11 protein-coding genes are annotated in these 14,444 nt (G+C 74.2%); 3 read left to right on the top strand and 8 right to left on the bottom strand.

Translation table 11 applies throughout. The features are described 5' to 3' along the window. Nucleotides 1-30 precede the first annotated feature (30 nt). From K7I03_RS19560 to K7I03_RS19550, 3 genes are all read left to right on the top strand, one after another. Nucleotides 31-1,803, top strand: coding sequence for a dolichyl-phosphate-mannose--protein mannosyltransferase (locus K7I03_RS19560; RefSeq protein ID WP_185942643.1), 1,773 nt, complete (start codon nt 31-33; stop codon nt 1,801-1,803). A 150-nt stretch (nt 1,804-1,953) separates the two neighbouring features. Further along, nucleotides 1,954-3,591, top strand: a complete 1,638-nt coding sequence (locus K7I03_RS19555) for a penicillin-binding transpeptidase domain-containing protein (RefSeq protein ID WP_185942642.1) — start codon at nt 1,954-1,956, stop codon at nt 3,589-3,591. Between the two features lie 104 nt (nt 3,592-3,695). Then, nucleotides 3,696-4,547, top strand: coding sequence for an EamA family transporter (locus tag K7I03_RS19550; RefSeq protein ID WP_185942641.1), 852 nt, complete (start codon nt 3,696-3,698; stop codon nt 4,545-4,547). Between the two features lie 224 nt (nt 4,548-4,771). Here the strand turns inward: K7I03_RS19550 and K7I03_RS19545 are convergent, their stop codons facing one another. From K7I03_RS19545 to K7I03_RS19510, 8 genes are all read right to left on the bottom strand, one after another. Next, nucleotides 4,772-5,557, bottom strand: coding sequence for an SDR family NAD(P)-dependent oxidoreductase (locus tag K7I03_RS19545; RefSeq protein ID WP_185942640.1), 786 nt, complete (start codon nt 5,555-5,557; stop codon nt 4,772-4,774). Nucleotides 5,558-5,603: 46 nt separating this feature from the next. Beyond that, nucleotides 5,604-6,779 carry a serine hydrolase domain-containing protein gene (locus K7I03_RS19540; RefSeq protein ID WP_185942639.1) on the bottom strand — a complete coding sequence of 392 codons (1,176 nt, stop codon included), beginning with the start codon at nt 6,777-6,779 and terminating at the stop codon, nt 5,604-5,606. A gap of 198 nt (nt 6,780-6,977) precedes the next feature. Continuing rightward, the gene (locus K7I03_RS19535) at nt 6,978-7,751 is read right to left on the bottom strand and encodes an energy-coupling factor ABC transporter ATP-binding protein (RefSeq protein WP_185942638.1); all 774 of its coding nucleotides are present in this window, start codon (nt 7,749-7,751) and stop codon (nt 6,978-6,980) included. Further along, nucleotides 7,748-8,539: a cobalt ECF transporter T component CbiQ gene (gene cbiQ / locus K7I03_RS19530; RefSeq protein WP_185942637.1), complete on the bottom strand. Its 792-nt coding sequence runs from the start codon at nt 8,537-8,539 to the stop codon at nt 7,748-7,750. The genes K7I03_RS19535 and cbiQ overlap by 4 nt, the downstream gene beginning before the upstream one ends. Before the next feature lies 1 nt (nt 8,540). Continuing rightward, nucleotides 8,541-9,560 (bottom strand): energy-coupling factor ABC transporter permease, encoded by a 1,020-nt coding sequence (locus K7I03_RS19525; RefSeq protein WP_185942636.1) that lies wholly within the window; start codon nt 9,558-9,560, stop codon nt 8,541-8,543. A 383-nt stretch (nt 9,561-9,943) separates the two neighbouring features. Further along, on the bottom strand, nt 9,944-11,140 hold the full coding sequence (locus tag K7I03_RS19520) for a MarP family serine protease (protein WP_185942635.1): 1,197 nt from the start codon (nt 11,138-11,140) through the stop codon (nt 9,944-9,946). A gap of 188 nt (nt 11,141-11,328) precedes the next feature. Next, nucleotides 11,329-13,578: an MMPL family transporter gene (locus K7I03_RS19515; RefSeq protein ID WP_185942634.1), complete on the bottom strand. Its 2,250-nt coding sequence runs from the start codon at nt 13,576-13,578 to the stop codon at nt 11,329-11,331. A gap of 150 nt (nt 13,579-13,728) precedes the next feature. Further along, complete coding sequence (locus K7I03_RS19510; RefSeq protein ID WP_185942633.1) at nt 13,729-14,331, bottom strand: TetR/AcrR family transcriptional regulator; 603 nt, start codon at nt 14,329-14,331, stop codon at nt 13,729-13,731. Between the last annotated feature and the right edge of the window lie 113 nt (nt 14,332-14,444).

Raw genomic sequence — 14,444 nt, 5'->3', positions numbered from 1 at the left:
CCACGGCGGCCGGTTCCCTACGATGGCGCGGTGACCAGTGACACCGCGACCCAGGGCCGGCCGAGCCGCGCGGCGGCCGGACAGCCGCCTCCGTGGCAGACCCGGCTGCGCCGCTTCGGATACGCGGCGCCCGAGCGCCGCACCGGCGTGCGGGAGCGGCTCGTGCCGCCGTACCGGGAGCCGGGCACCGGCGTGTGGGAGGCGCTCGGCGTGCGGCCGGGGCCCGCGCGGCTGCTCGCGCGCTCCCTGGGCTGGCTGGGTCCGCTGCTGGTCACCCTGGTCGCCGGGCTGGCGCGGTTCCACAACCTGGGCAGCCCGCGGGCGGTGATATTCGACGAGACGTACTACGCAAAGGACGCCTGGGCGCTCTGGAAGTTCGGCTACGAGGCCAAGTGGCCCGAGGACAAGGACATCAACCAGCGGATCGTCGACGGGTACGACCACATCGCCGACGTGCCGTCCTACGTGGTCCACCCGCCGGCCGGCAAGTGGGTCATCGGGCTGGGCGAGCAGTTCTTCGGACTGACGCCCTTCGGCTGGCGCTTCATGGTCGCGCTGCTCGGCACGCTCTCCGTACTGATGCTGTGCCGCATCGGCCGCCGCCTCTTCCGCTCCACGCTGCTGGGCTGCGTCGCGGGCGCGCTGATGGCCGTGGACGGCATGCAGTTCGTGATGAGCCGCACCTCGCTGCTCGACCTGGTGCTGATGTTCTTCGTGCTGGCGGCGTTCGGCTGCGTCCTGGTCGACCGGGACCGCACGCGGGCCCGGCTGGCCGCCGCGCTGCCCGGCGACCCGGCGACCGGCGACGTCCGCCCCGACGCGGGGACCGCGGGGACCCTGCGGCTCGGGTGGCGGCCGTGGCGGATCGCCGCCGGGGTGTTCCTCGGGCTGGCGGCGGCGACGAAGTGGAACGGCGCGGTCTACCTGGCGGCGTTCGGGGTGCTCGTCGTGCTGTGGGACGTCGGCTCGCGCCGCCTCGCCGGGGCCCGCCGCCCGTGGCGCACGGTGCTGCGGCGGGACGCGCCCTGGGCGTTCGTGGCGCTGGTGCCGGTGGCGATCGTGACCTATCTGGCCACCTGGACGGGCTGGTTCGCCAACAGCGGCAGCTACAGCCGGACGCAGGGCTGGCAGCACAGCGGCTACTACCGGCACTGGGCGGAGACCGAGGGCGGCTACGGGACGGACGGCTTCCTCGCCGGCGTCCTCAACCCGCTGCGCAGCCTCTGGCACTACGAGCACGAGGTGTGGCGGTTCAACACCACCCTCAACTCGCCGCACACCTACCAGTCCAACCCGTGGAGCTGGCTGGTCCAGGGCCGTCCCGTCTCCTACTACTACGACTCGCCCGCCGCCGGCATCGACGGCTGCCCGTCCGACGCCGGGGGGAAGTGCGCGCGCGAGGTGCTGGCGCTGGGCACGCCCCTGCTGTGGTGGGCCGCCTGCTTCGCCCTCGCCTACCTCCTCTTCCGCTGGTTCTTCCGGCGGGACTGGCGGGCCGGCGCGATCCTGTGCGGGACGGCCGCGGGCCTGCTGCCGTGGTTCCAGTGGCAGGACCGGACCATCTTCGACTTCTACACCGTGGTCTTCGTGCCGTTCCTGTGCCTGGCGGTGGCCATGATGATCGGGGCGATCAGCGGGCCACGGGGGGCGTCGGAACGCCGAAGGGTGACGGGGGTGGTAGGCGCGGGGGCGCTGTTCCTGCTCATCGTCTGGAACTTCATCTACTTCTTCCCGATCTACACCGGCCAGCCGATCCCGATGGACGCCTGGCGGAACCGGATGTGGCTGGACACCTGGATCTGACGATCCCCCTTGCTATACAAGCGTCTTGAGCACTCGCTCGTGGTCCGTCTCACGCCGTCACCGCGGGTGCGTTGTCAGTGGCCTCCCGTAATGTGCTGAGCCGTGACGGGACCGCGGCCGCCCGGGCCGCGGCCGGGGAGGGAGGGGACGATGGGCACGGGAGCGAAGGCCGTGGTGGCGGTCGTCGCCGCGGCGGCGCTGGGGGGCGCCGGGTACGCGGCGTACGCCTTGGTGGACGACGTGGACCGGAGTACGCGCCGGGAGGCGGCGCCGGCCCGGACGGGTCCGCCGACGGCACCGGAAGTGGAGCGGGCGGCACGGGACTTCCTGGCCGCCTGGTCCCGCGGTGACGTGGAGGAGGCCGCGGGCCTCACCGACAACGCGCCGGCCGCGTCGGCCGCGCTGACCGGTTACCGCGACGACGCGCACATCCGGAAGGCAACATTCCGGCAGGGTGCGGCCACGGGGACGGAGGTGCCGTTCACCGTCACCGCCGAGATCGCCTACAAGGGCCGCGCCACCACCTGGACGTACCCCTCCAAGCTGGGCGTGGTGCGCGGCCGGACAAGCGGGCGGGCCGTCGTCGACTGGCGGCCGGCCGTCCTGCACCCCCGGCTGGCCGCCGGCGAGACGCTCACCACCGGGCCCGCCCAGGGGGCCTCGGTGACGGTCACCGACCGCGCGGGCAAGCCGCTGGACGCCGGGACGTACCCCTCGCTCGCGGGCATCCTGCCGGAGCTGCGCAAGCGGTTCGGGGAGAAGGCGGTCGACGGCCGGCCGCGGGTGGAGGTACGCGCCGAGGGGCCGGGGAGCGGTGCCGGACCGGCCGGCCAGGGGGCGGAGAAGGTCCTGCACGTGGTCGCCGAAGGCGGCCGGGCCGAGATCCGGACGACCCTGGACGCGAGGGCACAGCGGGCTGCCGAGGCGGCCGTGGCCGCCCGGGACGAGGCATCGGTGGTCGCCGTCCGGCCGAGCACCGGGGAGATCCTGGCCGTCGCGGACACCGGCGCGCGGCGGGCCGGCTTCAACGCGGCGCTGCTGGGACGGACCGCCCCCGGCTCGACGCTGAAGATGGTCACCGCCGCGCTGCTGATGGAGCGCGGCAAGGCACGGCCGGACCAGCCGCTCCCCTGCCCCCGGTACGCGACGTACGGCAAGCGGTTCCACAACGTAGAGCGGAGCGAGAACCCCGGGGCCACCTTCGCCCAGGACTTCGCCGCCTCCTGCAACACCGCGTTCGTCTCGCTCGCCGGCCGCATCACCGACGACGACCTCGCCACCGAGGCACGGGACGTGTTCGGCATCGGCGGGGAGGAGTGGCAGACCGGGGTCACCACGTTCGATGGCCGGATACCGTCCGACACCGCCGCCGGGAAGGCGGCGGCGATGATTGGCCAGGGCACGGTCCAGATGAACCCGCTGACCATGGCCTCGATCGCGGCCACCGTGCGCGACGGTACCTTCCGCCAGCCGCACCTGGTGGACCCCGAGCGCTTCGGCCTGCAACAGGCGCACGCCGCGCGCCCGTTGCCCCCGACGGTGGCCCGTGAGCTGCGTGGAATGATGCGGCTGACCGCCGTCTCCGGGACGGGACGGACGGCGATGTCCGGCCTCGGCGGCGACATAGGCGCCAAGACGGGATCCGCCGAGATCGACCAACAGCCACAGCCCAACGGCTGGTTCGCCGCCTACCGCGACGACATGGCCGCGGCGGCGGTCGTCCCCCGGGGCGGCCACGGCGGCGACTCGGCGGGGCCGGTGGTGGCGGCGGTGCTGCGGACGGGCTGACCGGCCGGCCCCGCGCACAGTGACGGAGGTGACAGCAGAAGGCGGCCGGACCGGACTAGCGTCGCGGGCATGCGCACTCACGACTCCCCGTACGGCCCCGCCTCGTGACCCCGCTGGTCATCGCCGCCGTCCTGGCCGCGGCGGTCACCCACGCCGGGTGGAACGCCATCGCCCACGGCATCCGCGACCAGTTGACGGCCTTCACCCTGGTCGGGGCGGGCAACTGCCTCGGCGGGCTGGCGATGCTGCCGTTCGTCCCGGCACCGGACGCGGACTCCTGGCCGTACCTGGCCGTGTCCGGCGTGCTGCACGTGCTCTACATGGCCCTGCTGATGCGCTCGTTCACCCTCGGCGACTTCGGCCAGGCGTACCCGATCGCCCGGGGTACCGCGCCCCTGGCGGTCACCGTCCTGGCGGCCGTCCTCGCCGGCGAACTGCCGGACGGCTGGCAGCTGGCCGGGGTGGGCGTGGCCTCCACCGGCCTGGTCGGCGTCGCCCTGTGGGGCATCAGGGGCTCGGGCGCTCCCCCGCAGTGGCCGGCGATCGGCGCGGCGGCGGCCACGGGCCTCGCCATCGCCGGATACACGGTCGTCGACGGCATGGGCGTACGCGCCTCCGGCTCCTCCCTGGGCTTCACCGCCTGGCTGATGGTGCTGGAGGGACTGCCCGTCCCGCTGTACGCCCTGGCGGTCCGGAAGCGGGACGCTCTCGCCGCGGCGCGGCCGTACGCGGTGCGGGGGCTGCTCGGGGGGCTGATGTCGATGCTGGCGTACGGGCTGGTCCTGTGGGCCCAGACGCGGGGGCGGCTGGCGCCGATCGCGGCGTTGCGGGAGTCGTCGATCATCGTCGGTGCGGCGATCGGGACGCTCCTCTTCAAGGAGCGCTTTGGTGCGCCGCGGGTCGCGGCGGCGGCTTTGGTGGTGGCGGGGATAGGGCTGATGTTGCACGCCGGTTGAGGCCGGCGGTTGTGGGTGCCCCGGTCCCGCCCTTTCGCCGTTTCTTGCGGGGCCAGCCCCCGCACCCCCGAAACCGCGCTCCGCGCGGTTGTCCTCAAACGCCGGACGGGCTGAACAGTCAGCCCGTTGGGGACTACCCCCTCTGGGGGAGTTTGAGGACAAGGGGGTCTGGGGGCTCGCCCCCAGGAATCGGCGAAGGGGCGGGACCGGGGCACACCCACCCCTCACCTCCCCCGAAGCGCTCCCCGCAGGCCGACGTTGGCCACCAGGATCCCGCCGTCGACGGGAAGGGTCACCCCAGTGATCCACGACGCGTCCCGCGAGGCGAGGAAGGCGACGGCGGCGGCGACATCCTCAGGCCGCCCCACCCGCCCCAGCGGATAATGCGCGGCGGCCCGCCGCAAAGCGTCCTCCCGCCCGTCCCAGTTGGGCGTGTGCACCGTCCCGGGCGCGATGAGGTTGACGCGGACGCCGCGCGCCGCCGCCTCGCCGGCGAGGGTGCGGGTGAGGCTGGCGAGGCCCGCCTTGGCCGCGCTGTAGGCGTGGTTGCCGAAGTCCTGCTCGCCGTTGACGGAGCCGATGTTGACGATCGCGCCGCGCCCGCCGGCGGCGGCCAGGTGCGGCAGGGCCGCGCGGGAGCAGCGGAAGGCGCCGCCGAGGGTGACGTCGAGGTCGCGCTGCCAGAGCTCGTCGGAGTGGTCCTCGAAGTGCTCGGGGTCGCGGCCGCAGGAGAGGGCGTTGTTGACGAGGACGTCGAGGCCGCCGAAGCGGTCGGCCGCGTGGGCGACGGCCGCTTCCACGGCCTCCCGGTCCGTGACGTCGCAGATGTGCGCCTCGGCGATGAGGCCGGCCTCGCGGATGGCGTGGGCGGTGCGTTCGGCGCGGTCGCCGTCCGCGTCCGTGACGAGGACGCGGGCGCCTTCGCCGGCGAGCCGCAGGGCGGTGGCGGCGCCGATGCCCCGTCCGGCGCCCGTGATCAGGACGGACCAGCCGTCGAACCGTCGCGTCATGGGAGCCCCTCTCGCACCACCGGTCACACCGTCCGGGGGCTGTTCCCTACCCCGCCAGCGCGCGGGCAACCGCCCGTACCAGGGCCTGCGCCCGCGGGTCGGCCGTCACGTTCTTCTGCATGCCGTTGGTGACGTAGCCGAAGGAGATGCCGGACTCGGGGTCGGCGAAGGCCAGGGAGCCGCCGCGGCCGGGGTGTCCGAAGGAGCCGGCGGCGAGCAGCGGCGAGGCGGGTCCGTGCAGCATGTAGCCCAGCCCGAAACGGGTGTTGGCTATGAGGACGCGGTCGGGCCCGGCGGACTCCTCGCTGCGGGCCAGGGTGAGCGTGGCCGGCGCGAACAGCCGGCGTCCGCCGTCCTCCACGTCGCCGATGAGCGCCGCGTAGAACCGCGACAGCGCCTCCGCCGTGGCGACGCCCGCCGAGGCGGGGAGCACGGCGGCCCGGTAGGCCGGGTCGTTCTCGTCGGGCAGCGGGTCGATGGCCGCGAAGGCGCGCCGGGTGAGCGACGCGGGGTCGCGGTAGGCGTCGGAGACGGCCTGCTTGGGGCGGACGCGCAGGCCGGGCGTGCCGGTCCCGGCGGGCGGTTCGACGTCGCCGACGCGTCCGGCGCGGTGCTGTTCGGCCTCCGGCAGCCCGAGCCACAGGTCGAGTCCCAGGGGCGCGGCGATCTCGTCGGCGATCCACGCGCCGATGTCGCGGCCGGTGACGCGCCGGACGAGTTCGCCGACCGTCCAGCTGTAGGTCTGGGCGTGGTAGCCGTGGTCGGTGCCCGGCTCCCAGGCGGGCGCCTGGGCGGCGACGGCGCGCGGGCCGCTGACGCCGTCGCGGGCCTGCTCGGGGGTGAGCGGGGTGTCGAGGACGGGCACGCCCGCGCGGTGCGCGAGGAGGTGCCGGACGAGGACGCGCTCCTTGCCGGCGGCCTTGAACTCGGGCCAGTAGGTGCCGACGGGCGCGTCGAGGTCCACCTGCCCGCGCTGGTGCAGCAGCAGCGGCACGGCCGCCGCGACGCCCTTGGTGGCGGAGCGCACGATCTGCGCGGTGCCCGGCGTCCACGGCGTACCGCCGTCGACGTCCCGGGTGCCGCCCCACAGGTCGACGACCTTCCGGCCGCCCTGGTGGACGACCACGGCGGCGCCGCGCTCGCCGCGGCGCGCGAAGTTGTCGGCGAAGGCGTCCCGGACCGGTTCGAAACCGTCCGCCACCGTGCCCTGGACGTCCGTCACTGCTGTTCTGCTCCCACTGGTCCCGCCGGCCCCACCGGTCCGTTCGCGTGCATGTCCTTCCATGGTGCATCGCGACCGGCGCCCCCCGGCGACCGGGTCGCCCGCCGCCGGCGCGCGGGCGGCCGGGCGTTCCCGCTCCCCGGCGCCTTCCTGACGTCTTGCCGGGCCGTGGACGGTCATCCGCGAACGTGACGCGGATCACGGCCCGGGCCGCGCCGCGACCGCCCGCGGGTCGAAGCCGAAGGGGAGTTCCAGCCGGTGCGCCCGCAGCAGCTCCGCGTCGCCGAGCAGCGTCCGCGTCGGCCCGTCGGCGGCGATCGTCCCGCCGCTGAGGACGACGGACCGCTCGCAGAGCTCCAGGGCGTAGGGGAGGTCGTGGGTGACCATCAGCACGGTGACGTCCAGGCTCCGCAGGACGTCGGCGAGTTCGCGGCGGGAGGCGGGGTCGAGGTTGGAGGAGGGCTCGTCGAGGACCAGGATCTCGGGCTCCATGGCCAGGACGGTGGCGACCGCGACCCGCCGCCGCTGCCCGAAGGACAGGTGGTGCGGGGGCCGGTCGGCGAAGCCGGCCATGCCGACCCGGTCCAGGGCCCGGCGCACGCAGGCGTCGAGCGCGGCGCCGCGCGTCCCGGCGGTGGCCGGGCCGAACGCGACGTCCTCCCGGACGGTGGGCATGAACAGCTGGTCGTCCGGGTCCTGGAAGACGACGCCGACCCGGCGCCGGATCTCGGCGAGGTGCGGCGCGGCCACCGGCAGCCCGGCCACCCGCACCGTCCCGGCGCCGCCGCCGAGGATGCCGTTGAGGTGCAGGACGAGGGTGGTCTTGCCGGCCCCGTTGGGTCCGAGCAGGGCCACGCGCTCGCCCTGACGTATCGTCAGATCCACGCTGTGTAGAGCCTGGTGTCCGTCCGGGTAGGCGAAGGCCAGCCCCTCGACCTCCAGCGAGAACGGACCCGTCCCGGGAACCGTCACAGCGGCACCCCTCCCGTCGTCAGGCGGACCGCCAGCGCGGCCAGCGGCAGGGCGGCGGCGCACGCCCACTGCGCGCGGCTCGCGCCGGCCGCGCCCGGCACGCCGCCGGTGTCGGGCAGGGTGCCGGTGTAACCGCGGCTGACCATGGCGAGGTGGACGCGTTCGCCGCGTTCGTAGGCGCGGATGAACAGCGCCCCGGCGGACGCGGCCAGCACCCGCCAGTGGCGCACGCCCCGCGCCGTGTGGCCCCGGGACTCGCGGGCGACGCGCATGCGCCGCATCTCGTCGGCGACCACGTCCCCGTACCGGATCATGAACGCGGCGATCTGCACCAGCAGGGCGGGCACCCGCAGCCGGCGCAGGCCGAGCAGCAGGTCCCGCAGGCCGGTGGTCGAGGCGAGCAGCACGGACGCGGCGACGCCCAGGGTGCCCTTGGCCAGCAGCGTCCCGGCGTCCCGGAGGCCGGACTCGCTCAGCGGCAGCCCCAACACGTCCACCCGCGGCCCCCGCGCCACGAACGGCAGCAGCAGCGCGAACGCCACGAACGGCAGCTCGATCGCCAGCCGGCGCAGGACGGTCCCGGCGGGCAGCCGGGCGACGGCCGTGACGGCGGCGAGCAGCGCCGCGTGGCACGCGAACGCCCACGGCGGCGTGGCCGGGGTGGCGGCCACGACGAGCATGAAGCCGCACGCCGACACGATCTTGCACTGCGCGGGCAGCGTGTGCACGGGCGAGTCGCCCGGCCGGTACAGCGATCCGTGGACGGCCGCCGCGTGCCCGGCCCCCATGTCAGACGGCCTCGGTCCGCCGCGGCTCCGCCACCGGCGGCTCGGCCGGCCGGGCCCGGCGGCGGCGCAGCACCACCAGGACGCCCGTGCCGGCCGCCAGGGTGACGCCCACGCCGGCGACCCCGGCGAGCGCGCCGGACGCGCGGGCGTCCGAGACGTCCTTCACACGGTAATCCGCCAGCGGCGAGCCCTCGGTGGCGGTCTCCCGGGCCTTGCGGTCGATGCCCTTGTCCCGGGCCACCTTCTCCAGCCCGTCGGGGGTGCTCGCCGCGTAGTAGCTGACGAACCCGGCGAGAAGGACGGTGACGGCCATGGCGACGACGGCGAAACGGCGGCGCGGGCGGGGGGCGTGAGCCGACGCGGCGGGGGCACGGGTCGCGACACGGGCGCCGTGGACGAGGTCGGGGCGGACGGCCATGACCGCGCCCACCGTCATGGCCGTGATCACCGCCTCGCCCACGCCGATCAGCACATGCACCCCGGTCATGGCCGCGAACACCGTCCTGACCGGCACGTCGGTCGTCCCCCCGAGCGCGTAGAACAGCGTGAAGACGCAGGCCGCGGCCGGGACGGAGACCAGCGCCGCGCCGAACGACGCGAACGTGACCGCGCGCGGCCGGCGCGGCAGCACCGCCAGCAGGCCGCGGAACACCGCGTAGCCGACGACCGTCGTCGTCACGGCCATGTCCGTGATGTTGACGCCGAGCGCGGTGAGGCCGCCGTCCGCGAAGAGGAACGCCTGGGCCAGCAGGACGACCGTTATGCAGAGCAGGCCCGTCCACGGGCCGGCCAGGATCGCGGCGAGGGCGCCGCCCAGCAGATGCCCGCTGGTGCCCGCGGCGACCGGGAAGTTCAGCATCTGCACGGCGAACACGAACGCCGCGACCAGACCGGCGAGCGGGGCGGCACCCGCGTCCAGCTCCCGGCGCGCGCCGCGCAGGGCCAGGGCCACGGCGGTGGCGGCGACGGCTCCCGCGGCGAGGGAGACGGGTGGGTCGAGGTATCCGTCGGGTACGTGCATGGGGCGCCCACTTTCGGTCCGTGCCGATCGTGTATGGGGTGAACCGCTCGCATGATGGGCGCGTTGCGAAGCTCTCGCAAGAGCGTGCGGCGCGCGCTTGCGCGCCCCCTGCGGGGGGTTGTGCCCCGGTCCCTCCCCTTCGCCGATTCCTGGGGGCGAGCCCCCAGACCCCCATGATCGCGGCTCCGCCGCTCGTCCTCAAACGCCGGACGGGCTGAAAGTGCCCGCCCGGGCCGAATCCAGCCCGTGCGGCGTTTGAGGACAACCGCGCGGAGCGCGGTTCCGGGGGTGCGGGGGCGCAGCCCCTGCAAGAAACTGGGGGTACCTCCCAGCGGTAGCTGGGGGAGAAAGGGCGGGACCGGGGCACCCCCAACCGGCGCCCCCTACAGCGCCGCCCTGCTCCCCGTGTCCACCGCCCGCGTAGCCGTCGCCCCCAACCGCGCGTCCTCCGCGACCTGGGCAGCGGTGAGCACGTACCCCGTCTCCGCATTAGCCGTCGACCGCGCGAAAACGACCCCGTACACCTTCCCCGCTGGGGTCAGCAGCGGCCCGCCCGAGTTCCCCGGCCGCACAGTCGACCGCACCGAGTACACCTGCCGCGTCGCAAGCCCGTCCCCGTAGATGTCCTGCCCCTTCGCCCGCAGCTCGTTGGCGACGGTCGCCGCCCGCAGGTCGAGGCCGCCGTTCTCCGGGAAGCCTGCGACGACCGCGGCGTCGCCCCGCTTGGCGGACTTGTCGAAGGGCAGTACCGGCGCGTCCAGCCCGGGCACGTCGAGAACGGCGACATCGGTCTCGGGGTCGAAGAGGACGACCTTGGCGCGGTGCGGGCGGCCGACGCCGCCGACGCGGACGGTCGGGTCGGTGACGCCGGCGACGACGTGCGCGTTGGTCATCACGTGCCGCGCGGCGTAGACGAAGCCGCTGCCCTCCTGGCCGCGCCGCCCGCCGTCGACGTCGGCGACGCCCTCGACCTTGACGACGGACGTCCGGGCGGCCCGGTTGGCGGCGACGGTGACGGCGTCGCCGGAGGGCTTGGCGACGCTGGTGGCGGGCTCGTTCTCGAAGGGGTTGAAGACCTGGGGGAAGCCGGCGCCGGTGAGGGCGTCGGTGGTGCGGCTGAACCAGGTCGGGGCCTGTTCCGGCATCGCGTCCTGGACCGCGCCGAGCACCCGCGAGTCGCGTATCTGCCCGGTGAGCAGGGTGGAGTTCGCGGAGACGAGGACGCTGGCGGCGACCCAGGACACGAGCAGGACGGCCAGCCCGTTGACGACCGCGCCGCCGGCGCCGTCCACCCCGCGCACGGGTGCCCAGGTCAGCCGCCGGCGCAGGCTCCAGGCGAGCCGCCCGGCCAGGGCGTGCCCGAGCACGGCCGGGACGAGGACGACGAGGACGGCCACCACGGCGGCCGACGACGAGCCGGGTTCGAAGTGGCCGACGACGGAGGGCAGCACCCAGACGCCCAGGACGGCACCGCCCAGGAAGCCGGCGAGCAGGACGGCGCTCGCGACGAGGCCGCGCCGGAAGCCGGAGACGGCGTAGCCGAGGACGACCAGGAGCAGAAGCACATCGAGCAGGTTCACCAGTGGAGCCCTTTCCCTTCACCCGCGCCCCCGACCGCGGCCACGGTCGCATGCCCCCGTGGACTAGGGAAAACGCGCGTTCCCGCGCGAACGGTTCCCCGAGGTGGGCTTCGCCACGTCGGGGGATACGGAACGGGCCCGTCCCCCGCCGAGGCGGAAGGACGGGCCCGAGGCACCCCGCGCGAGCGTCAGACGCGGGTCAGCCGCGGGTCGGCGTCCGGGTCCGGGTCGCCGGCCCGGTCCTCGACGGCACCCGAGGGACCCGAGGGAGCGGCCAGCTGCTTCCGCAGCCCCTCGCCCTCGACGTCCACGTTCGGCAGCGCCTTGTCCAGCCAGGACGGCAGCCACCAGGCCGCCTTGCCGAGCAGGGCGAGGACCGCCGGGACGATGGCCATGCGGACGATGAACGCGTCGAAGAAGACGGCGATGGCGAGGCCGAAGCCGATCATCTTGATCATCGACTCGGAGGAGCCGATGAACCCGGCGAAGACGCTGATCATGATGACCGCGGCGGCCGTGACCACCCGCGCGCCGTGCCGGAAGCCGGTCACCACGGCGTCGCCCGGGCTCTCGCCGTGGACGAACGCCTCGCGCATCCGGGTCACGAGGAAGACCTCGTAGTCCATGGCCAGGCCGAAGACCACGCCGACCATGAAGATCGGCATCATGCTCATGATCGGGCCGGTCTCCTCGACGCCGAACACCCCGCTGAGCCAGCCCCACTGGAAGACGGCCACGACCGCGCCGAGCGCCGCCACCACGGAGAGCAGGAAGCCCAGGGCCGCCTTGAGCGGCACGAGCACCGACCGGAAGACCACGATCAGCAGCAGGAAGGCGAGGCCGACGACCAGCGCCAGGTAGGGCAGCAGCGCGTCGTTCAGCTTCTGCGAGACGTCGATGTTCATCGCCGTCGTGCCGGTGACCAGCACGGTCGCGCCGGTCTCCGCCTTCAGGTCCGCGCCCTTGGCGCGGATCGCGTGGACGAGGTCCTCGGTCTGCTCACCGCTCGGCTTCGACGTGGGGACGACGTTGAAGACGGCCGTGTCGCCGTCCTTGTTCGGCATCGGCGGGGTGACCGCGGCGACGTCCTTCATGCCGCTCACGGTCTTGACCACGGTCTGCGCGGCGTTCCGGTCCTTGGCGCCCTTGGCGTCCACGACGACCATCAGCGGCCCGTTGTAGCCGGGGCTGAAGCCCTCGGCGATCATGTCGTACGCCTTGCGCTGGGTGGTCTTCACCGGCTGCGAGCTGTCGTCCGGCAGGCCGAGCTGGAGGGACGCGGCGGGCGCGGCGAGCGCGCCGAGGCCGACGATGCCCGCCACCAGCACCCACACCGGGCGGCGCAGGACGAAGCGGGCCCAGCGGGTGCCCATGTTGGGCTTGTCCGCGGCCGGGGTCCCGCCCTCGTCCACCGTCTTGGCCTTGCGGACCTTGCGGGCCAGCACCTGGCGGCCGGCGAAGCCCAGCAGCGCGGGGATGAGGGTGAGCGCGACGAGGACGGCGACGACGACCGTGCCGGCCGCGGCCATGCCCATCTTGGTGAGCATCGGGATGTTGACGACCGCGAGGCCGACGAGGGCGATGACGACGGTGAGACCGGCGAAGACCACCGCGGAGCCGGCGGTTCCGACCGCGCGGCCCGCGGCCTCCTCCCGTTCCCTGCCCTCGGCGAGCTCGGCCCGGTACCGGGAGACGATGAACAGCGCGTAGTCGATGCCGACCGCGAGGCCGATCATCATGGCGAGCGTCGAGGTGTTGCCGGAGAGGTTCAGCGTGGACGCGAGCGCGGCGATGGACGAGACGCCGATGCCCACCCCGATGAGCGCGGTGAGCAGCGGGAGTCCGGCCGCGATCAGCGAACCGAAGGTGATCACCAGGACGACCGCGGAGACGATGATGCCGATGATCTCGGTGGACCCGGTCTCCGGCATCTTCTGCAGGGCGCTGCCGCCCATCTCGACGGTGAGCCCGCTCTCCCGCCCGTGCTTCTGCGCCGCGTCGAGGGTGTCGCGGGAGGCGTCGGTGAGCTTGTTGGAGGCTTCCTTGTAGGTCACCAGGACGTACGCGGTGCTGCCGTCCTTGCTGACGGTGTGCGCCTGGAACGGGCTGGGCGCCGACGCGACCTGGGGGCCGGTCAGTTCGCCGACGACCTTCTCGACGGCGGCCTTGTTCTTCGGCTCGGTGATCTTCTGGCCGTCGGGGGCCTGGAAGACGACGCGCGCGGACGCGGCGTCGGCCTTCTTGCCGGGGTACCGCTGGCCCAGCAGGTCGAAGGCGGTCTGCGCCTCCGTGCCGGGTATGGAGAAGCTGTCGTCGGTGGACTTGGAGGCGGTGGCGGCGCCGGCGCCGGCGAGGCCGAGCAGCAGCACCCATATGAGGGCGACGTACCAGCGGCGCCGGAAGGCGAGCCGGCCGAGTTTGTAGAGGAAGGTGGCCACGAGGAGGTCTACTCCCGTCGGGTCGGAGAAACGAGCAACTGGCAGTGGGGAACCAGCCCGACGACGAGAGCGGCGCGCCAGGTGGATCAGTGGGGGAGATATCGGGATGTACCGGCTCGTCGCGGTGGGGGGTCCGGGACGGGCCGGGGCTCAGCGGCGGCCGAGGGCGGGGAGCACCACGGCGTCGATGAAGCGGGCGAGGTAGGCGGCGTCCGCCGGCCGGTCCTCGACCAGCGGGCGGGTGATGAAGGCGCCGAGCAGGATGTGCGCGACGAACTCCATGGCAGGGGTGTCCGGCGCGAGCTCGCCGCGGGCCACGGCCCGGTCCAGCAGCCGTCGCAGGGCCGCCTTCTCGGGCTCGACCAGCAGCTCCCGCAGGGCGCGGTGGAGGTCGGGGTTGCAGTGGACGGCGTGGCCGAGCCCCCGCATGAGGGCCGCGTCCCGCTCCATCTGCGCGGGGTCCGCGCAGGCCGTCAGCGCCACCAGGTCGCCGCGCAGGGTCCCGGTGTCGATGTCGTCGACCTTGAGCGGCTTGGTGTGCCGGAGCGCGCTCGCGACCAGTTCCGGCTTGCCCTTCCACTGGCGGTAGAGGGTGGCCTTGCTGGACCGGGTGCGGGCCGCCACGGCGTCCATGGTCAGCGCCTCGTACCCGACCTCGCGGAGGATCTCGAGGACGGCCTCGTAGAGCTCCGCCTCGCGTTCCGGCGTGAGCCGGGTGCGGCGGGCCGGCTGCGCCGCGGGTTCCCCGGGCATGCCACACCTCCTGCGCTTCCAGGTGAACGAAACGGTTTCGTACAGTACGAGCGTACGACCGCCCTTAACGAAACGACGCCGTTTCGACCGTGGTGTGCGTCACGCGTGGCGCG

The sequence above is a fragment of the Streptomyces mobaraensis genome (assembly GCF_020099395.1).
In the GTDB taxonomy this organism is placed as follows: Bacteria; Actinomycetota; Actinomycetes; order Streptomycetales; family Streptomycetaceae; genus Streptomyces.
This window is presented reverse-complemented; position numbering and strand designations above follow the sequence as displayed.